18 protein-coding genes and 1 riboswitch are annotated in these 19,348 nt (G+C 48.6%); of the genes, 8 read left to right on the forward strand and 10 right to left on the reverse strand.

What is annotated here, in order from left to right:
- Positions 1–20: 20 nt before the first annotated feature.
- The 6 genes from ahpF to KNQ08_RS13540 form a co-directional block, all read right to left on the reverse strand.
- Positions 21–1,550 carry an alkyl hydroperoxide reductase subunit F gene (ahpF, locus tag KNQ08_RS13515; RefSeq protein ID WP_050678558.1) on the reverse strand — a complete coding sequence of 510 codons (1,530 nt, stop codon included), beginning with the start codon at positions 1,548–1,550 and terminating at the stop codon, positions 21–23.
- Positions 1,551–1,564: 14 nt separating this feature from the next.
- Positions 1,565–2,128 carry an alkyl hydroperoxide reductase subunit C gene (gene ahpC / locus KNQ08_RS13520; RefSeq protein ID WP_023469815.1) on the reverse strand — a complete coding sequence of 188 codons (564 nt, stop codon included), beginning with the start codon at positions 2,126–2,128 and terminating at the stop codon, positions 1,565–1,567.
- Between the two features lie 221 nt (positions 2,129–2,349).
- Positions 2,350–3,750 carry a decarboxylating NADP(+)-dependent phosphogluconate dehydrogenase gene (gnd, locus tag KNQ08_RS13525; RefSeq protein ID WP_149428067.1) on the reverse strand — a complete coding sequence of 467 codons (1,401 nt, stop codon included), beginning with the start codon at positions 3,748–3,750 and terminating at the stop codon, positions 2,350–2,352.
- Between the two features lie 20 nt (positions 3,751–3,770).
- Positions 3,771–5,117, reverse strand: a complete 1,347-nt coding sequence (locus KNQ08_RS13530; protein ID WP_055969735.1) for a GntP family permease — start codon at positions 5,115–5,117, stop codon at positions 3,771–3,773.
- Between the two features lie 24 nt (positions 5,118–5,141).
- Positions 5,142–6,683 (reverse strand): gluconokinase, encoded by a 1,542-nt coding sequence (gene gntK / locus KNQ08_RS13535; protein WP_214806128.1) that lies wholly within the window; start codon positions 6,681–6,683, stop codon positions 5,142–5,144.
- Positions 6,676–7,392: a GntR family transcriptional regulator gene (locus KNQ08_RS13540; protein ID WP_214806129.1), complete on the reverse strand. Its 717-nt coding sequence runs from the start codon at positions 7,390–7,392 to the stop codon at positions 6,676–6,678. The genes gntK and KNQ08_RS13540 overlap by 8 nt, the downstream gene beginning before the upstream one ends.
- Positions 7,393–7,574: 182 nt before the next feature.
- Between KNQ08_RS13540 and KNQ08_RS13545 the strand changes: the two genes are divergently transcribed.
- From KNQ08_RS13545 to mmuM, 4 genes are all read left to right on the forward strand, one after another.
- Positions 7,575–8,489 (forward strand): ketopantoate reductase family protein, encoded by a 915-nt coding sequence (locus KNQ08_RS13545; protein ID WP_214806130.1) that lies wholly within the window; start codon positions 7,575–7,577, stop codon positions 8,487–8,489.
- Positions 8,490–8,694: 205 nt separating this feature from the next.
- Positions 8,695–10,161 (forward strand): polysaccharide pyruvyl transferase family protein, encoded by a 1,467-nt coding sequence (locus KNQ08_RS13550; protein WP_214806131.1) that lies wholly within the window; start codon positions 8,695–8,697, stop codon positions 10,159–10,161.
- A gap of 109 nt (positions 10,162–10,270) precedes the next feature.
- Positions 10,271–10,372, forward strand: a riboswitch (SAM riboswitch).
- A 77-nt stretch (positions 10,373–10,449) separates the two neighbouring features.
- Positions 10,450–11,853 (forward strand): amino acid permease, encoded by a 1,404-nt coding sequence (locus KNQ08_RS13555; RefSeq protein WP_149428063.1) that lies wholly within the window; start codon positions 10,450–10,452, stop codon positions 11,851–11,853.
- Positions 11,828–12,763, forward strand: coding sequence for a homocysteine S-methyltransferase (gene mmuM / locus KNQ08_RS13560; RefSeq protein ID WP_149428062.1), 936 nt, complete (start codon positions 11,828–11,830; stop codon positions 12,761–12,763). Before KNQ08_RS13555 ends, mmuM begins: the two co-directional genes overlap by 26 nt.
- Positions 12,764–12,831: 68 nt before the next feature.
- On the opposite strand, the gene KNQ08_RS13565 is transcribed toward mmuM, so the two are convergent.
- Positions 12,832–13,254 (reverse strand): MarR family winged helix-turn-helix transcriptional regulator, encoded by a 423-nt coding sequence (locus KNQ08_RS13565; RefSeq protein WP_035395500.1) that lies wholly within the window; start codon positions 13,252–13,254, stop codon positions 12,832–12,834.
- Positions 13,255–13,436: 182 nt separating this feature from the next.
- Here KNQ08_RS13565 and KNQ08_RS13570 point away from each other — a divergent pair, with 182 nt between their 5' ends.
- Both KNQ08_RS13570 and KNQ08_RS13575 read left to right on the forward strand, forming a co-directional pair.
- Positions 13,437–13,892 carry a CBS domain-containing protein gene (locus KNQ08_RS13570; protein ID WP_035395501.1) on the forward strand — a complete coding sequence of 152 codons (456 nt, stop codon included), beginning with the start codon at positions 13,437–13,439 and terminating at the stop codon, positions 13,890–13,892.
- Between the two features lie 26 nt (positions 13,893–13,918).
- A complete protein-coding gene (locus KNQ08_RS13575; RefSeq protein ID WP_214806133.1) occupies positions 13,919–15,157 on the forward strand; it encodes an MFS transporter in 1,239 nt (412 codons plus the stop codon).
- 49 nt (positions 15,158–15,206) lie between these two features.
- On the opposite strand, the gene KNQ08_RS13580 is transcribed toward KNQ08_RS13575, so the two are convergent.
- Entirely contained in the window at positions 15,207–15,632 is a 426-nt protein-coding gene (locus tag KNQ08_RS13580; RefSeq protein ID WP_214806135.1) for a DUF1801 domain-containing protein, read from the reverse strand.
- A gap of 85 nt (positions 15,633–15,717) precedes the next feature.
- On the opposite strand from KNQ08_RS13580, the gene KNQ08_RS13585 reads away from it, so the two are divergent.
- On the forward strand, positions 15,718–16,065 hold the full coding sequence (locus KNQ08_RS13585; RefSeq protein WP_214806137.1) for a hypothetical protein: 348 nt from the start codon (positions 15,718–15,720) through the stop codon (positions 16,063–16,065).
- 67 nt (positions 16,066–16,132) lie between these two features.
- Here KNQ08_RS13585 and KNQ08_RS13590 read toward each other — a convergent pair whose 3' ends face one another.
- Both KNQ08_RS13590 and KNQ08_RS13595 read right to left on the reverse strand, forming a co-directional pair.
- The gene (locus KNQ08_RS13590; protein ID WP_214806139.1) at positions 16,133–17,305 is read right to left on the reverse strand and encodes a M20 family metallopeptidase; all 1,173 of its coding nucleotides are present in this window, start codon (positions 17,303–17,305) and stop codon (positions 16,133–16,135) included.
- A 139-nt stretch (positions 17,306–17,444) separates the two neighbouring features.
- Positions 17,445–18,275 (reverse strand): SDR family oxidoreductase, encoded by an 831-nt coding sequence (locus KNQ08_RS13595; RefSeq protein WP_214806141.1) that lies wholly within the window; start codon positions 18,273–18,275, stop codon positions 17,445–17,447.
- A 135-nt stretch (positions 18,276–18,410) separates the two neighbouring features.
- Between KNQ08_RS13595 and KNQ08_RS13600 the strand changes: the two genes are divergently transcribed.
- Positions 18,411–19,280: a PDZ domain-containing protein gene (locus KNQ08_RS13600; RefSeq protein WP_214725180.1), complete on the forward strand. Its 870-nt coding sequence runs from the start codon at positions 18,411–18,413 to the stop codon at positions 19,278–19,280.
- Positions 19,281–19,348 lie beyond the last annotated feature (68 nt).

The following is a 19,348-nucleotide window of genomic DNA, read 5'->3' on the forward strand; positions in this document are numbered from 1 at the left end:
TTGAGTTCCGCTCTTTTCGTTTAATTCCGGATCAAGTGATCGAAAGCACCCAGTGCAGCTGTTGCACCAGAGCCCATCGAGATGATGATCTGTTTATATGCGCTATCCGTGCAGTCTCCTGCTGCGAAAACGCCTGGTACGTTCGTTGCGCCGTGGCGATCGACTTGGACTTCACCGAACTTGTTACGGTTCACTGTTTCACCGAGCCAGTCCGTGTTCGGTACGAGACCGATCTGGACGAAGACACCTTCGAGCTCAACGTGACGCTCGACGTTCGTTTCGCGCTCGATGTACGTGATACCGTTTACTTTGTCCGTTCCTGTGATTTCCTTCGTCTGTGCGTTGACGACGACCGTGACGTTCGGAAGAGAAGCGAGGCGTTCTTGAAGAACAGCATCCGCTTTTAGTTCCGGTGCGAATTCAAGGACCGTGACATGCTTGACGATTCCCGCGAGATCGATGGCTGCTTCGATCCCTGAGTTTCCGCCACCGATGACTGCGACACGTTTTCCTTCGAACAACGGACCATCACAGTGTGGGCAGTAGGCGACGCCTTTGTTCTTGAATTCGAGTTCGCCTGGGACACCAACGTTACGCCAGCGTGCACCTGTTGAAAGGATCAAACTCTTCGTCTTCAAGACAGCACCATTCTCAAGCTCGAGCTCGAGGAGGTCCTTCTTCTCAAGACGAGTTGCTCGTTGCAGGTTCATGACATCGATGCCATATTCCTTGACGTGCTCCTCAAGACTTGCGACGAGTTTTGGTCCTTCCGTGTACTTCATGCTGATGAAGTTTTCGATGCTCATCGTATCCATGACTTGTCCACCGAAGCGTTCTGCGACGATTCCTGTCCGGATGCCTTTACGGGCTGCATAGATGGCAGCACTCGATCCAGCTGGACCACCACCGACGACGAGGACATCGTATGGATCTTTATCAGCGAAATCAGAAGCATCGGCACCTGTGCCAAGCTTCGCCAAGATTTCTTCGAGTGACATCCGTCCGTTACCAAACGCTTCGCCGTTGACGAAGACCGTCGGAACAGCCATGATCTCTTTTTGTTCGACTTCTTCCTTAAATGCCGCACCATCAATCATCGTGTGACTGATGTTCGGGTTGAGGACGCTCATGACGTTCAATGCTTGTACGACATCTGGGCAGTTGTGGCAGCTCAAGCTGATGTACGACTCGAAGTGGTACGTTTCTTGAATGCCTTGAATCTGCTTGATGACGTCCGCATCGACCTTCGGTGCTCGACCGCTGACTTGTAGCAGAGCGAGAACGAGGGACGTGAACTCATGACCGAGTGGAATTCCCGCGAACGTGATGCCGCTTGTCTCACCGACACGGTTGACTGTGAAACTTGGTGTCCGGGGAAGGCTTGCCTGCTCGACGGAGATGCGTGGTGTCATGCTTGCGATCTCTTCGACGAGTGCGCTCATCTCAAGCGAGACGGCGTCTGTCCCAGCGCTAACCGCTAGGACGAGATCGCCTTCGAGAAGCTCGAGGTATTGCGCGAGTTGTGCTTTAATGTCTGGTGCTAAAGCCATCGCGAATCCGCTCCTTAAATTTTTCCGACGAGGTCAAGGCTTGGTGTGAGTGTTGCAGAGCCTTCTTCCCATTTCGCTGGGCAGACTTCGCCTGGATTGTTACGTACGTATTGTGCTGCTTTGATTTTGTTGACGAGCGTGCTTGCATCGCGACCGATACCGCCTGCGTTGATTTCTACCGTTTGGATGACGCCGTCTGGGTCGATGATGAACGTACCGCGATCAGCAAGACCATCTTGTTCGTTCAAGACTTCGAAGTTACGTGAGATGACGTGTGATGGGTCACCGATCATGACGTACTCGATTTTACCGATTGTTTCTGATGTTTCGTGCCATGCTTTATGTGTGAAATGCGTATCTGTTGAGACAGAGTAAACTTCAACGTCAAGCGCTTTGAGAGTTTCGTATTGGTTTTGGAGATCTTCGAGTTCTGTCGGGCAAACGAATGTAAAGTCTGCAGGGTAGAAACATACGACACTCCATTTACCGCGAAGGTTAGCATCCGTTAGGTCAACGAATTCTCCGTTGTGGAATGCTGATGCACTGAATGGTTTTACTTCACTTCCGATTAAAGACATGATAAAAATCCTCCTCAAGGGTTCTATTTTTAGAATCTGTTCTAGTGCATACAAACAATCTGTATTTATCACACTAGAATAATTCTAATCTAATACTAATTTCATATAGACCAACACTTTTGTCAAGGTATAATCGGTAATTTCTTATTTCAGGAAAGATTGTGTGAACAAAAAAAGAAATCCCGACTCCTAAATGAAACAGGAGTCGGGAGCTGTATTCTTTATTGCCAGTCCGTGTGGAAGATCCCTTCGCGGTCTGTCCGAGCATACGTATGAGCACCAAAATAATCGCGTTGCGCTTGCAACATGTTGGCATTCGAATTCGCTGTCCGGTAGCTATCGTAATACGTCAGTGACGTCGATAGAGATGGGAGTGCAAAACCAGATAACGCACCCTCGGCAACGACGTGACGTAACGATTCTTGATACGCCTGTACTTTCTCAGCGAAGAACGGGGCAAGCATCAAGTTCGAGAGGTTCGCATCATTTTTGAACGCTTCACTGATGACGTTCAAGAAGTCTGCCCGGATGATACATCCACCACGGAAAATCAAAGCGATCTCTTCAAGGCGTAAGTTCCAGTCATACAACTCAGACGACGTCCGGTACTGGGTGAAGCCTTGCGCGTATGCGGCAACTTTCCCCATATAAAGCGCTTGACGAATTCGTTCGACCCACGCGTCTCGCTCAAGCGTCGACAAGTCTTCTGGTCCCTTTAAGACAGTAGACGCTGCGACGCGTTCTTCTTTAATAGCTGAAAGGTAACGCGCGAACAGAGCTTCTGTAATGATTGAAGAGGCGATCCCATTATCAATTGCTTGCAGGCTCGTCCATTTTCCAGTTCCTTTTTGACCGGCTTGATCGAGAATGACATCAATCAACGGTTGCCCTGTCTCGTCATCGGTTTTTCGGAGAATGTCCGCTGTGATCTCAATCAGGTAACTTTTCAGTTCACCCGCGTTCCACTCAGCGAAGATATCCGCGACTTCCGTGACGTCGAGTCCGAGACGGAAACGGAGGAAGCTATACGCTTCAGCGATCAGTTGCATGTCCGCATACTCGATTCCGTTATGGACCATCTTGACGAAGTGACCAGCGCCCTTCGGACCAATATAAACACAACATGGATCACCTTCGACGTGAGCAGCGATCTTCGTCAAGATTGGTGCGACATGTTCGTAAGCTTCTTTCGATCCACCAGGCATGATCGCAGGACCGGTCCGCGCACCGACTTCACCACCCGATACACCGACACCGATGTATTCGATCCCGTGGCGTTGTAACTCGTCGAAACGACGCTCTGTATCGAGGAAGTGAGAGTTTCCGCCATCCATGATGATATCGCCTGTTTCGAGATGCGGAAGCAACGATTCGATGACTGAATCAATCGCGCTACCAGCCGTGACCATCATGAAGATTTTCCGTGGACGAGCGAGTGATTGAACGAATGCTTCAATGTCATAGTACGGATGAAGAGGTAGTCCCTCATCATGTGCGACGAGATCGTCCGTTAAATCACGTGTGTAGTTATAGATGGCGACTTCTTCTTGATGACTCGCCATATTCAGTGCCAGGTTGCGTCCCATGACGCCAAGCCCGATGACTCCGATAGAATGTTGCATAAGTAGAACGACTCCTTTTCTTAGACGACGAGGCTGAGGAGAAGAACGAACCCAAGTCCACAAACGGAAATGATCGTCTCAAGCACAGTCCATGTCGCAAACGTTTCTTTTAATGATAATCCGAAATACTCTTTAAACATCCAGAAGCCTGCATCATTGACGTGTGAAGCGATCAGACTACCTGCACCAGTCGCGAGAACGACGAGCGCTAAGTTGACGTCGGATTGCTCCAGTAACGGAATGACGAGACCTGCCGTTGATAGGGCAGCGACTGTTGCGGAACCAAGTGAGATCCGGAGAATCGCAGCAATCAACCAAGCGAGTAGAATCGGGGATAACGCTGATCCCTCAAATAATTGGGCAACGTATTTCCCGACACCACCGTCAATCAAGACTTGTTTGAAGGCACCGCCACCGCCGATGATCAATAGCATCATCCCGATTTGGGCGATTGCCGTCGTACAAGATTCCATGACCGTTTGCATCGGAATCTTACGCGCGATCCCCATCGTGTAGACCGCGACGAGTAATGAAATCAACATCGCCGTCGAGGCGTTCCCGATAAACTCGATTGCCGAGATGACGCTGTTTTCACCCCAGCCGAGTGTTTCTTGTAAAAGCGTGAAGATCGTTGCGACCGACATCAAAAGAACCGGTAGCATCGCCGTGAAGACACTGATGCCGAAGCCTGGTGTCTCGTCTAAATCAAATTCTTTTTGTTCCCCGAGTGACGCGATGTTTCCTGTCCGTGTAAACGATTCAGGAACGAGTCGTTTCGCGATTTTTGTAAAGATAGGACCAGCGATGATGACTGTCGGAACAGCAACGATGAAACCATACAATAAGACTTCCCCGATATTGGCTTTATACTCCCCAGCGATGACGGTCGGACCCGGGTGAGGTGGTAAGAAGCCGTGCGTGACGGATAGGGCAGCGACCATCGGGATCCCGAGATATAGAATCGAGACACGAAGTTGACGTGAAATCGCAAAGACGATTGGAATCAACAAAACGAGTCCGACTTCGAAGAAGAGGGCGATCCCGATGATGAACGAAGCGACGACAACCGCCCACTGGATGTTCTTTTCCCCGAATCGGGCGACAAGCGTCATGGCGATTCGCTGCGCCCCCCCGGCGTCAGCAATCAGCTTTCCAAGCATGGCACCGAGACCAAAGATCAGTGCCAAGTGACCAAGCGTTCCTCCGATACCGGCTTCGATCGTCTTGACGATTTGATCGAGCGGCATGCCGAGTAGTAGTGCAACGCCAAAGGAAACGATGATGAGTGAGACGAACGTATTTAATTTCAACCCCATGATGAGAACGAGCAACGCGACGATCCCAATTCCTACGATGACTAAAGGCATGATGACTTCCCCCAAAAGATTAAGTTAGTTTTCTTCTTGAATCAAGCTCCGTTGATACGTAGCGATTCGTTTGTGATCCTCAGACAATGTCCGCGCTAGACTAATGAAAATTGGTAAGAGCTGACGATATTCATGCATCGCTTCTTCATTTGGTACATGGCGATGCGTTTCCCCGATCATCTCAGAGACGACTTCGAACGAATCGACTTCCCCTGTCGCATACAGTCCGAGAATACAAGCACCAAGACATGAACTTTCAAAACTTTCCGGAATGACGACTTCTGATTCAAAGATGTCCGCCATCATTTGGCGCCAGACTTCGGACCGGGCAAAGCCACCCGTCGCCTGAATCCGTGTCACGGGACCGTCCATGCACTCGATTAGGGCGAGGAAGACGGTATAGAGATTGTAGATGACGCCTTCTAGTGCCGCCCGGATCATATGCTCTTTTTTGTGCGAAAGTGTCAAACCGAAGAACGAACCGCTGACATCCGGATTCCAGAGCGGCGCTCGTTCACCGGACAAGTAAGGATGGAACAATAGCCCGTCGGATCCAGGACGGACGCGTTCGGCAATCTTCGTCAAAACAGCGTACGGATCGATGCCAAGGCGTTTTGCTGTCTCGACTTCGGCTGAAGCGAGTTCGTCTCGGATCCACCGTAAGACCATTCCACCATTATTGACGGGTCCGCCGATGACCCAGTGGTCCTCGGTCAGCGCGTAACAGAACGTCCGTCCCTTTTCATCGGTCTGCGGACGATCAATGATCGTTCGGATGGCACCGCTCGTTCCGATCGTGATCGCAATTTCCCCTTTGCGAATCGCGTTGACACCTAAGTTAGAAAGGACACCGTCACTGGCACCGACTAGGAACGGCGTATCGACGGAGAGTCCCATTTGTCGTGCGTAATCAGCATTCAGTCCGGTACATGTCGTCGTCGTCGGTACGGGTTCCGATAAGTAGCTTGCATCGATCCCTGCGACGTGTAACGCGCCCGTATCCCAGCCTAATTCATGAATGTTGAAGAGACCGGTCGCTGAAGCGAGAGAGTGGTCGATGACATATCTGCCGAACAGTCTTTGGAACACGAATTCCTTGATCCCAACATATTTTTTCGTTTGAGCGTGGAGCTCCGGACGATCTTCGACGAGCCAACTGATTTTGCTGAGCGGTGACATCGGATGAATCGGTGTTCCGGTCCGGTGATAGATCGATAGACCATATTGTTCCTTGATCTTGTTCGACCATGCTTCACTCCGACTGTCTGCCCACGTAATGCAGGCAGTCAATGGTTGATGCTGTGCGTCCATTGCGATCAAGCTGTGCATAGCACTACTGAACGCGACGAACTTTGGTGGCATGCTCGGATGACGTTTCGTGATCAAGCGGATCGATTCGAGTACAGCATCAAAAATTTCTTCCGGATCCTGCTCCGCCGTCGAGCGATTTGGTGTATGGAGCGGGTAACCGACGTTCGTTTGTCCGATGACCTCTCCTTTTGTCGTAAATAAGACCGCTTTCGTACTCGTCGTTCCGATATCGACGCCTAGCATATATTCAGTCATGTGAATCGACTCCTTTCGACATCATTTGTTGCGTTTTCCAGAGATCTTCGACTTCCTGGACGTCATCAAAGTTCTGATGTAAGGAAGCAACCATCCGTTCACGGTCGCCCGTCTCAATCGCTTCGATGTACAAGGCGTGGTTCGCGAGGATGCGTTCGAAGTCTTCGATGTCTTCCTCGAATCGTACCCGCATCGATAGGAGGATGAAACTTTCCATGACCGGTTTGAGATTTTGCCAAATCATGCTGACATATCCATGATCAATCGAGCGGATGATTGTTTCATGGAACAGTACATCCTGGAAGGAGAATTCATCGGCATCCTTGTATTTGATGGCAACCTTCATCATTTCGAGAATCTTACTGAGTTCCCGGACGAGTTCTGCCCGTTCGATTTTGACGAGTCGTTCGAAGACGAACGTTTCGATAAGTAGCCGGACATCATAGATTTCCTGAATGTCGCGCTCAGACAAACCGACGACGACCGCTCCCATCCGCTCGAGACGAATCAATTGTTCGGATGCAAGGACCTTTAACGCATCACGGACAGGCGAGCGACTGACTGAAAAATCAGAGGCTAATTTGTTCTCAGATAAGATGGTACCGCTTTCAATCATTCCTGAAATGATGCGCATCCGCAGCTCGTGTGCAACACGATCTCCGGCGGAAGCTTTTGATAACCACTTCAAGGGGTATAACATTTCTGACATGGAATCACCTGATTTCTAAAGTGAGTATACTTGTATACAAGTTAGTATATACGTTTTTTTCTAAAATGCAAACGCTTAACTTAAAACGGATCGATCCACGCAGAAATCAGGAAATCGGTTCCAAATATGTTAGGGTGAAGGAGTAAGCAACGCACAGAACGGGTAAGGAGGAGATAGTACATATGAACATGTTAGTTGTAGGTGCAGGGGCAGTTGGAGGCTATTTCGGAGGTCGTCTTGCTGAGCAAGGGGAGCAGGTGACATTCCTCGTCCGTTCGAATCGATATGAACAACTACAAAAAACAGGACTACACATCACTAGTCCTCATGGCGATATGACGATTACGCCCCGGTTGATAACACGAGACATGCGACCGGATCGTGCATTTGATGTCATCTTGCTTTCGACGAAAGCCTATCACTTAGATGACGTCCTACAGGACCTCGCGCCATTCGTTTCGAGCGAGACGTATATCATTCCTTTGTTGAACGGCATGCAGCACATTCGACGATTAACAGAAGTCTTCGGAGAAGATCGAGTTTTGGGCGGTCTTTGCTTTATTGAGTCGACGCTTGATGCAGAAGGGCGCATTGTACAGACAAGCCCGTCGCATCGGCTGCTATTTGGTTCACGAACCGGTAAACCAACAGCGCGTCTAGAGAAAATCGCAGCGTGTTTTGCGAAAGCGAAGGCACCAATGAAGTATTCGATGCATATCATGGATGACATGTGGCAAAAGTATCTCTTCATTTCGACATTCGCGGGCGTGACGACGCTATTTCGTTCAGCAATCGGTCCGATTCGGGAAGAAGCTGTTGGACATCAAATGATCCTAGACGTCATGGCGGAAGCGAAACAGGCGATGGAAAAACAAGGGGCAGTCTTTAATGACGATGTAGAAGAGGTCTTGCTGAAGCAGATGCATGCAATGGAAGATACGATGAAATCATCGATGTTACGGGACATGGAAAAGGGTCAGCCCGTCGAAGTGGAACATTTTTTCAGTGAATTATTAAAGCCTGCTACGACTGATCAGATGCATGCCTTGAAATTAGTTGAAGCGAATCTACGCATGTATCTCGAAACGATTAAATAGTAACATTTTTCTATTTTAGAAAAATGATGGTGTGGTGCAAATGTTTCTTTTTGATGACGAAAGACCTGTTTCCCTTAGGAATCGTTGACTTCCGAAATAAAGTTCATCTATTCTTAATGAGATTGAAAAAAACTGATAATATATTTTTCCGTATTTTTTTCTTGCAAGGACGAATGAAGCAGACGAGAGGGGAAGTTTATCCATTATGAAACGTATTATTATTCGTGCAGGTATGACACCATTCGAACAGTTCGATGCTCCTTATTTGATGAAACATAATTCCATTGGAGGAAACGTTGGAAATCTTATCTATCAATACAGTATCTTTCGGACATTGATGACAGAAGGTACGACGATTACACCTGACTATTACTATTACGACGAAGAACGGGCAGACGAAATCAATGCCAACTTTGACCTTTATGTCATTCCGTTAGCGGACGCATTCCGAAAAGAATTCGTACCGACGTTACGGAAATATACACGTCTCATCAAAAAATTAAAGATTCCAGTCGTCGTCATCGGTGTAGGGTTACGTGCACCGTTTGAACCAGACTTAGATGGTGGATTCCCATTCGATGAAGATGTCAAAGCATTCGTCAGTGCCGTTCTCGAGCGCTCGAGCATGCTGGGTCTTCGCGGGGAGATCACGTCGAAATACTTAACACGTCTTGGTTTCCGCGAAGGGATCGATCATCGCGTCATCGGATGTCCTTCGATGTACGCGTTCGGTCGCGACTTGCACATCCGTGAAACGAACATCACACCTGAGTCGATGATTACGGTCAACTCGTCACGTTTAGCTCCACAAAACGTCCTCGATTTCATTACACGTGGGATGGAAGAGTATCCGAATCACTACTTCATTCCACAGTGGATGAAGGAACTGAAGTTGACGTATACAGGAACGCACCCAATCGCAGACTTGTCCGTGACGAACTATCCGGTGAAGATGTCGGATCCTGCTTATATGAACGATCGTGTCCGTTTCTTCTTGAACGCACAGACATGGTTTGATTTCATCGGTCAAGCAGACCTCAGTTTTGGAGCTCGTTTACACGGAAACATCACAGCGACACTTGCGGGTACGCCGAGTATCCTCATTCCAAAAGATGCACGGATGCGCGAATTGACGGATTACCATCAGTTGACGCACATTTGGGCGAACGACATCAAAGCGGATACACAATTATCCGACGTCGTAGCAAATGCTGACTTCCAAAGTCCGGCACGTGTTCAAGCGCGTAACTTCGACAACTTCGTTGACTTCTTGAACGTGAACAATCTTGAGCATATTTATCAAGAGACGAACTATCCTGAGAATGTACCGTTTGACCGTCAAATGGCGCAAACCGAGTTGCTCCCACCAGTCCAGCCGATTTCTGGCGTAAGTCTTGAGGAAGCAGTCGCTCGTTTTGAACGGTTCTTCCCGGAACAAGAGAAGAAGATTGCGGATGCGCAAAAACAAACAAAAGCACAATTAGCTGAAAAAGATAAGAAAATCAAAGCATTGCAGAAACAAACAGGAACGGCTCAAAAGGATCAAGAGATTGCGGCACTCAAAGCGCAACTGGCTGCCCAAACGAAGAAAATGAAGCACCAGCAAGGAACATTGAATCGGAAAGCGGTTCGTGCAGCCTTGAAAACAGCGGATTTATTCGCCAAAAAATAAACCCTCCAAACATTCCGGATCGAAACGATGCGGAATGTTTTTTTGATAGAAGTATTCTGAATTGTGTTGACAATTTGAAAAAGACTTGATAGGGTTAGGAACAATTACATACTTATCCAGAGAGGTGGAGGGACTGGCCCTATGAAACCTCAGCAACAGGTCGAAAGATACTGTGCTAATTCCTGCGGGTGCTGCACCCGATCGATAAGATTTCCGAATTGTCGACCGACGCATCCGTGAGGATGCGTTTTTTGTTTGGAATAGGTGGAACGAGGAGGAAATGGATTCATGAAAACGAGCGGAGCGTTTCGACGCAAGATGGAATCACGTCATCTGATCATGCTGTCGTTAGGTGGTGTCATTGGAACAGGATTATTTTTAAGTACAGGTTATACGTTGGAACAAGCAGGACGCGTCGGAACGATTCTGTCTTACTTGATTGGGGCTGTCGTCGTCTATCTTGTCATGTTAAGTCTCGGTGAACTCGCCGTGCACATGCCGGAAACCGGATCATTCCATAAATACGCAACGAAGTACATCGGGCCCGGCACCGGTTATACAGTGGCCTGGCTCTACTGGCTGACGTGGACGGTCGCCCTTGGTTCAGAATTCACGGCAGCAGGCATTTTAATGCAACGTTGGTTCCCGTCGATTCCTGTATGGGTGTTCAGCGCATTGTTCGCTGCGATGATCCTTGGTATCAACGTCTTGAAGGTTCGTGTGTTTGCTGAAGTCGAGTTTTGGTTTTCCGCCATTAAGGTCGTGACGATCATTGCTTTCATTTTACTCGGTGCGGGAGCGATCGTCGGCTTCATTCCACTGCAAGATGGTAGCTCGGCCCCATTCTTTTCTTCGTTAACCGAAGGCGGGTTGTTCCCAAATGGCGCTTTCGTCATCTTCATGACGATGCTTGCTGTGAACTTTGCTTACTCGGGAACGGAACTAATCGGTGTCGCAGCGGGTGAAGCAGTCGATCCGAAACGGACGATTCCGCTTGCAATCCGGACGACGATCTTGCGACTCGTCCTCTTTTTCGTCGGTACGATCATCGTGTTAGCCGTCTTATTACCAACGGATGGGAAGGGCGTGCTCGAAAGTCCGTTCGTCGCCGTGTTTGAACGAATCGGAATTCCCTACGCAGCAGACGTGATGAACTTCGTCATTTTGACAGCGATCTTGTCGGCAGCGAACTCTGGACTTTACGCTGCCTCTCGGATGCTCTGGTCGCTTGCGAACGAACGCATGATTCCACGCTTCTTCGCCCAGGTGACGCCAAGTGGGGTTCCACTTCGAGCCGTATTGTTCAGCATGCTTGGCGGAGGACTTGCCTTGCTGTCTAGCATCTATGCAGCAGGAAGTGTCTATATCGCGCTCGTCTCGATTTCCGGTCTCGCTGTCGTCGTCGTTTGGATGAGTATCAGCGTTGCCCAGTATCGTTTCCGGAAACAATTCCTCCGTGAAGGGCATACGGTCGACGAATTGGTCTATCGCACACCACTCTTTCCATTTGTACCGATCGCCGCTTTCGTCGTTTGTTTGATTTCTCTGATTGGTATCGGATTTGATCCGACACAACGAATTGCCTTGTATTGTGGTATTCCATTCATCGTGATCTGTTATATCGTTCATGCGTTCACGAATTCTTCTCAGAAACGGAGTGTTGAAGATGTCCCGAATCAAAAATCCAGTTGATCAACGATTACAGGAAGTTCCCTTTCTTATTTTAGATGGTGCCCTTGCAACCGAACTTGAACAGAAGGGATTCGACCTGAACGATCCGCTTTGGTCAGCACGTCTCTTAATCGAAGCACCAGAACAGATCGAACACGTCCATCGTGACTACTTTGAAGTAGGTGCCGATGTCGCGATCACTTCAAGCTATCAAGCAAGTATCGAAGGATTCAAGCAACGTCATATCACGACAGAGGAAGCAAAGGCGCTGATTCGACAAACGGTCACCTTGGCGCAAAACGCACGCACGCGTAGCGGAAAGAGTGACGCATTGATCGCGGGATCAGTGGGTCCTTATGGTGCCTACTTAGCAGATGGTTCTGAATATCGCGGTCATTATGGGGTGTCAGCAGATGTGCTAGAAGCCTTTCATAGACCACGAATCGAAGCGTTGATTGAAGCGGGGGCTGATCTGCTGGCATTCGAGACGATTCCGTCGCTCGAGGAAGCTGTCGTATTGTTCAGGATTCTCGAAGCGTATCCGGAAGTGTCCGCTTGGCTGACGTTCTCGCTTCAAGATGCGACGCACATTAGTGAAGGAACGGCACTTGCGACGTGTATTGAAACGGTCGGACAACATCCACAGCTCGCAGCAATCGGTGCAAATTGTTTTCCGGCATCTTACGCGACCGACTTTATCCGTCACGTCAAGGCGTTGACGGATGTGCCAATCATCGTCTATCCAAACTCTGGTGAGGTCTATGATCCGGTCGCAAAAACGTGGTCAGGTACGAATCAGTGTACGTCGTTCCAAACCGTCGCGAAGACATGGTATGAGGCAGGGGCACGATTGATCGGCGGTTGTTGCCGAACGTCACCCGAACACATCGCACAAATTCGTTCGGTTTGTCAGGTTTCTCATACATCATGAAGAATGACGAAAAAACGGACGCGAAATCGATTGATTTCGCGTCCGTTCCTTTAAATGGTGTGATTTCGTTACCGCTCGCGCAAGGCACGGTTGAATTGTTGCAATAGACGTCCAAAATCTTCGGCATCGTCCGATGGCCAATCCGTCAGGAGACGTTCGATGCTCGCGAGGCGCGCTGTCCGGTAAATCGTGAGCTCTTCTTGTCCTTTATCCGTAATATGATAGAAGAAGGCACGACCATCTGTCGGATCTTTTACTTTTTCCACAAGTTGCTTCTGATCGAGCGCTGCAGCTTGGCGGCTGACGGTCGAGACATCAAGCTGAAGTTCACGGGCAAGTGTTTTGACACCGACGTTGCCGGAATCTGCTAGTTGTCGCAGTAAGAGGTAGGAAGCACGATCTAAATTACGATTGTCTGCCGTCGCTGTCGTCAAGCGCCGGATCAGGATTGCTAACTCCAATTCAATGGTTTCGAGTGCTTGTTGAGACATCGGGTATCTCCCCTTTCAAAAAAGTCTCTCTGTCCCTCATGATTACCCAATGTGGATAAGCTGTCAATGCGAAAAGCAGGAGGCTTGACAGAGTTGTAGTTGTATTATACAATCATTTTTGTTCTTTTAATTGTATCATACAACTTTCGTAGATGAAAAACGAACGACAAAGGAGAATTCAGATGAAAGCTTATGAGTCGATGAAACAAGAGGTCATCACGGTAAACGATACAGATCTGATTCGGACGGTCATCGAACGATTCATTCAATCTGGTATTAGCGGCGTTCCTGTCATCAATGCTGAGCAGGAGGTCGTCGGGTATATCAGTGATGGAGATATCATGCGCGCGATCGGAAAACACAAGGACATCATCGTCGATACATTCTTATATGTAGATGTCATCAAAGGAGACGAAGAAGATTATGAAGATCGGATTCGTCATATCTTGAATCGACCTGTTATGGAACTGGCACGCCGGAAAGTCGTAACTGCGGACGCTGACACAGAAATGGAAGAGATTGCAGCAACGCTCGGCGCAAAACGAATCAAAAAGCTTCCAATCCTGAAAGCAGGACGACTTGTTGGGATCATTAGTCGAGGCGACGTCATCCGTCATTCGTTTAAACAGTTCATGTAACACACTCAATAGAAAGAAGGGACACTATGGCACTTGCTGAAAAAACAACGACGCTTGAGCCGGAAACGGTATTAGCAGAAAGCAAACATGGATTATTCCATCAACCGGTTGCTGTCTGGGCAGTTTTTTTCGCCAGTATTACAGCATTCATGGGAATGGGTCTCGTCAATCCCGTCTTACCGACGATTGCCGAGAATTTAGAAGCGTCAAAAAGTGAAGTAACGCTCTTATTTACAAGTTATAACGCCGTCATGGCATTCGCGATGTTAATTACAGGCGCGATCTCATCACGGATTGGTCAAAAAGGAACATTGATGCTCGGGATCGCCGTCCTCGCAATCGTTGCTGGTTTTGCTTCACAAGCAGACAGCATTTGGACGCTCGTCGCGTTACGCGGTGGTTGGGGACTAGGGAACGCCTTATTCGTCGCAACAGCACTCGCTGCGATCGTTTCTCTGTCGTCAGGCGGAACAGCAAAAGCGATCATTTTATATGAAGCAGCCGTTGGTCTTGGGATTTCGATTGGACCACTATTAGGCGGAACGCTCGGTTCAATCACATGGCGCGCCCCATTCATGGGTGTTGCGACGATCATGGTCATCGCGTTCCTTGTCTTGCTCTTCTTAATGCCAAAACCAGCAGCATCTGCTGCACCGAAACAGAAGTTGTCGTTAAAAGCACCGTTCCAAGCGATGAAGCATCGTTCGCTCTTGACGCTCGGGATCGTTGCAGCACTTTATAACGTTGGGTTCTTTACGATCATGGCCTATGCACCATTCGTCATGAAATTACCAGCTCAAGGACTCGGATTCGTCTTCCTCGGCTGGGGGATGTTGCTTGCCATCACATCGGTTCTAACAGCTCCGAAACTGAAACAATGGTTCGGAACGATCAAAGCGATGGTCATGATGTTGATAACATTCGCGATCTTGCTTCTGTTAATGGGGATCTTTACGGAAACACCAGCCGTCGTCATCGTCTGTGTCATTTTGGCGGGAGCCGTGCTTGGGAATAACAACACGCTCATCACGACAGCTGTCATGGACGCAGCACCTGTTGAACGTTCGACAGCATCTGCGGCATACAGTTTCCTACGTTTTCTCGGGGCAGCCATTGCGCCATTCATGGCCGGTAAATTGGCTGAAATCTTCAACGCAAACTTACCGTTTTATGTCGGAAGTGGCTTTGTCCTCTTATCCGTCATCATCATCGGGGTCAATCTCAAACACATTCGCCATATCGATCGGACAGAAGGCGGACATTAATTTCAAAAAACAGCCGAAGCGAATCCGCTTCGGCTGTTTTTGATTGAAATCAAGACGGGTACATGTCTCTTAACGTGCGAATCGAGTGCTCAATCATTTCCCGAAGGACGTTTAAATCGATGTCAGTCAGTCGTTTTACGTAGAGGCAGGACTTGCCGCGTCGATACGTACCGAGAGTGGCAAGCAGTCGTTCCGATACATCGTCTTCACCAAGCGCGAGGTAAAGGACGAGGTTCGTCTTGCGCGGAGAAAAGCCGACATAAAAGCTGTCGCCCTCGCGACCGGAGGCATAGCGGTAATGGTAGGAACCAAAACCAATCAAGGAAGATCCCCAAATGACGGCTTCGTATCCCGTGACATCTTCGAAGAACTGACGTAACGTGATACCATCTGCTTGACGTAGTGGCGGTTCGACTTGTGCCAAAAAGGCATCAACGGACTGTTCGGTAGGACCTGTCTTTGGCGTATCAGACATAAGCAGACTCCTTTCGGATGAAGAAGATATCGGTTACTTTCGAGAAAGGCTAGTAAATATCCTGTAACTCAGAGGTGGAAATCGAATGAAGCATCGTATCGTGTTTCGAGGAGAAGAAGACAGTATATCGTGGGACATCTTACACGTATATCCAAAGCAAGGTGAACTAACGATTCAGATGACGGGACAAGATAGTAAACACGACATTTCAGTTTCATTCGACGAATATGATCTGTTCATCCGTGATTTTGCCCATGTTCAAGAATCGTTACAGGGAGAAGTCGTATTTGAGCAGGGCGTGATACGTCTCCGTTTACGATATGACCGGCTTGGTCGTGTCTTCATCAGTTGGTCTGACGGACAAACGAATCATCAGTTTCGCAGTGATCAAAGTTATTTAAGTGAGGCATTGGCACAGCTTGGTGTGTACTAAACTAGACACAGTAAAAGTAGAAGGGACGACTTTGGGTATTGCACCCGAATGTCGTCCCTTCTTTTATTTAGTGTGATGAAAGTGGTTGGTGTAGCGGTGTGTTGATCAAGTTGAAGCAAAACGCAATCGTTTGTTCATATTCGGATAACGGAATCGACTCATCGACTTGATGCGCGAGACGGAAATCATGGAAAGAAGCAATCGCGATCGGGAATGCTTTTTTTGCTTGGCTGAACATCGCACCATCCGTTCCGCCTGGGATGGCGATTTTTCGTGGTGTCACGCCACTGACTTGCTCCATCGTATCTGCGACCTGCTGCAAGAAAGGCGCTTGTTCATCGGTTTCACAGGAAGGAATATCCTTGATGACGATCACGCTCATATCAAAGTCAGGATCTTCTGCAACAAGTCGACGCTCGACATCCGTAAAGGCAGCAAGAACGTCCGCTCGACCGAATCCCGGAATCGTCCGGATGTCCATATAAAACGAAGCCTGACTCGGAACGACGTTTGGTCCTTCGCCTCCTGAAATCGAGGTGATCGATGCAACGACCGGACCAAGTGCCGAGTGATGATTCGTCGTGATCGAAAAACGCTCCGACTTCACTTCTTGGATGACGCGATATACGTCATCAATCGCATTACGTCCAAGTTGCGGGGCAGAGCTATGTGCACTTTTCCCACGGCATGTTACTTCAATCCCAACGACCCCTTTTTGTGCATAACCGATCATCCCACTCGTCGGTTCTGTGATCAGTAGAGCATCTAAATCATCCGCATGCCCTTGTTCCGTCAAATGCCAAGCTCCTGTCATGCCATTTTCTTCATCGGATGTAATCAGAAGTTTGACGGTGTTCGGACGGTTTTGACGTTCCTTGTATTGAATGAGCGCTTGCACCATCGCCATGACACCTGACTTCATATCCGAAGCCCCACGACCATAAATGCGTCCGTCTTCGATTTCACCACCGTATGGATCTTTCGTCCAGCCGTCTCCTTGCACAGGAACCGTATCGAGATGACCAGATAGCCCGAGTACGGAAGGGCGTGAAACCTCTTCACTCGCAGGAACGGTCGCGACGAGACAAATCCGTTTCGGTGAGACTTCGATCCATTCTGTCGAGATGTGATGATCAATCAGTACATCGTACACATAACGTGCGACGGCTTCCTCTCCGTCCGTCGGATTAACGCTTGGAATTTGAAGACATCGTTGTAAGTAAGTAATTGCTGTTTGCATAAGTATTTCCCCCCTTACCTATCCTGTACCCTGATAAAAATACTTCAGGGAGGTAAACGAATTCGGAAAATAATTTACGGAGCTGAACGTCTTGAGATAAAAGAAAACGGTGCAACCAGAGGGTTACACCGTACCTTGCTCATTCACTTTTTTCTGCTTCGTCTTTCCACTTCGAATCGATTAACATCTCTCCCGGCCATGTATAAGCCATGATGCCACCGTCTGCTGTGATATCCTCACCTGTAACATATGAGCTGTCGTCAGAAGCAAGGAAGAGGGCGATCGTTGCCATCTCGCGTGGTTTACCGAGTCGTCCGAGTGGTGTAATCCAAGCGTTCGCATCGCGGAACTGTTTGCCTTGCTCTTTTTCTTTTTCACCGACAAGTGTATCGATGAGTGGTGTTTCGATCGTTCCTGGTGATAATGAGTTGACACGAATGCCGTGACGCGCGTAATCGATTGCCATCGCGCGCGTGAAGTTCGCGATCCCGCCTTTTGCTGCGTTATAACCGGACCGGTTCAAGTCAGCTGCGCGACCAGACATCGATGACGTATTGATGATTGAACCACCGTTATCAAGCATGAGTGGAATCAAGAATTTACTGACGAGGAATGTACCGCGCAAGTCGACCGCGATGATCCGGTCGAAGAGATCGATTGGATACTCGTGGACTTTCCCGCCTTGTTCATCGATTCCGGCATTGTTGAAGAGGACGTCGATCGTACCGTATGTCTCTTTGACGTGCTTCGCAAGTTGCTCGACACTCTCGACGTCTGAGACATCGACATGGACGGCTTCTGCTTTCCCACCTTGTTGTGTAATCTGTTCTACTGTTTGTTGTGCTTTTTCAAGTGAGACATCGGCACAGACGACCGTTGCTCCCTGTTCTGCGAAGACAAGTGCAGTCGCTTGTCCAATCCCTGTTGCCGAGCCGGTAATGACAGCTACTTTTTGATCGAGTCTACCCATTGTTAAATCCCTCCTAAGTCGTATCGTTCACCTTATGAAACATTCCCGGAGAAATGGAGATTAAACCCATCGATGCGTCTAGTAATAGAGGATAGGGGGTACATCTACAACAGCACAATCGCTGTATAGAGGGAGATGAGAACGCTGACATCCGATCAATGGCAACTTGCCAAAAAATTATTACACGAAGCCGTCCAGTACCAAATAACACTCGAGAAGAGTGCATTCGCAAGTGAATTGATCGACCAAACGACACCGGTCCTCTGGTTTGGTGATGCGACACGTAGCAGTTGGGTGACGATCGCGACGAACCCATCTCGATCGCAGTTTTTAGACCGAACAGGTACATTACGATTTGACGAGCATGGTCCGCTTTTCATACGTCCGAAGTCGATGGCATGGGAGGATTATCTGCAGGAGAAAACGCTGACGGATTCGATCCGACGCTTCAATCGTTACTTCAAACAACCAAATGTGTACCGGACCTGGTTCGGTCGACCAGGTGGGGGGAAGCTCGAAGGATTCTTGAACGGACTCGGTGCGTCGTTTTACGAAAAGACGTTTGATCCAGTCATTCATTTGGATTTTTTCCCGTTTCCGACACACCATTACATGGGAGCGATCAAAGAACGCAGCGTGTTGGAAGATAGTCCGTTCGGTCAGACATTTTTGTTACGCCTGCTTGAACTGTTTTCGATAAAAGGAATCATCCTGCTCGGTAAGGAACACACGGAACGATTTGCGAAGCTCGAACCAGACATCGATTGGACGACCTATCGACCAACGGATTATCCGGACGCGATTTTTCAAGTCGGCTTCTCGTCACGATTTCAGGTCCCCGTCGTCGGACTCCACTTCAAACCGAGTGAGCAGTTCATCGGTCTCGGTAATCGAAAGGATGAAAACGGCGTTAGCCATGGCACCTATGGGTCAGCAGAACACTTACGTCAAATCGGAATGATTGTCCTTGAAAAAGTCACGACATACAGTGAAAAAGGAGATTGACAGATATTTCGAACTCCCTAATAATAGGAGATGAATTAGCACTCTATATGATTGAGTGCTAAAAAAGG

This window comes from Exiguobacterium sp. s46 (genome assembly GCF_018618875.1).
Classification (GTDB): Bacteria; Bacillota; Bacilli; order Exiguobacteriales; family Exiguobacteriaceae; genus Exiguobacterium_A; species Exiguobacterium_A abrahamii.